This window comes from Streptomyces sp. SM1 (assembly GCF_002910825.1).
GTDB classification, from domain to species: Bacteria; Actinomycetota; Actinomycetes; order Streptomycetales; family Streptomycetaceae; genus Streptomyces; species Streptomyces okerensis.
Map to the genome: position 1 here is coordinate 1 of NZ_NEUB01000279.1, position 532 is coordinate 532.

The 532-nt window shown below is 72.7% G+C and carries 1 protein-coding gene; it reads left to right on the forward strand.

What is annotated here, in order from left to right; all coding sequences use genetic code 11:
- Positions 1–532, forward strand: a 532-nt coding sequence (locus B9S61_RS06825; RefSeq protein ID WP_181007276.1) for a DUF6457 domain-containing protein, incomplete at both ends; no start/stop codon positions are given.

Below are 532 nucleotides of genomic sequence, written 5' to 3' on the forward strand. Positions count from 1 at the left end.
CACGGCCGGACATGTCGTCCTGCTCTCCGCCGACCTGCCGTTCCTCGGACGCCGCACCGTCGAGGGGCTGTTGGCGTCCCTCGGCCGGGGCTCGGACGAGGGCGTGGTACTGACCGACTCCGACGGCCGGGACCAGCCGCTCGTCGCCGCGTACCGGACCGCTTCCCTGCGCCGTGAACTGACCGCGCTCACCGGTCGGCACGGCGCTCTGACCGGGCTTCCGCTGCGCCGGCTGACCGGCGCTCTCCGCCTCACCCGTATCCCCGACCCGGTGGCGTCCTTCGACTGCGACACCTGGGACGACATCACCACCGCCAGGGCACGCATCAGGGAGCATGGACACGTGTTGGATGAATGGATCTCCGCAGTCAAGGACGAGCTGGGCATCGACCTGGACGTCGACACCGACGTGCTGCTCGACCTCGCCCGTGACGCCGCCCACGGCGTGGCCCGGCCGGCCGCGCCGCTGACCACCTTCCTCGTCGGCTACGCCGCCGCGCGGGCGGGCGGTGACCGTGAGGCCGTCGCCGAG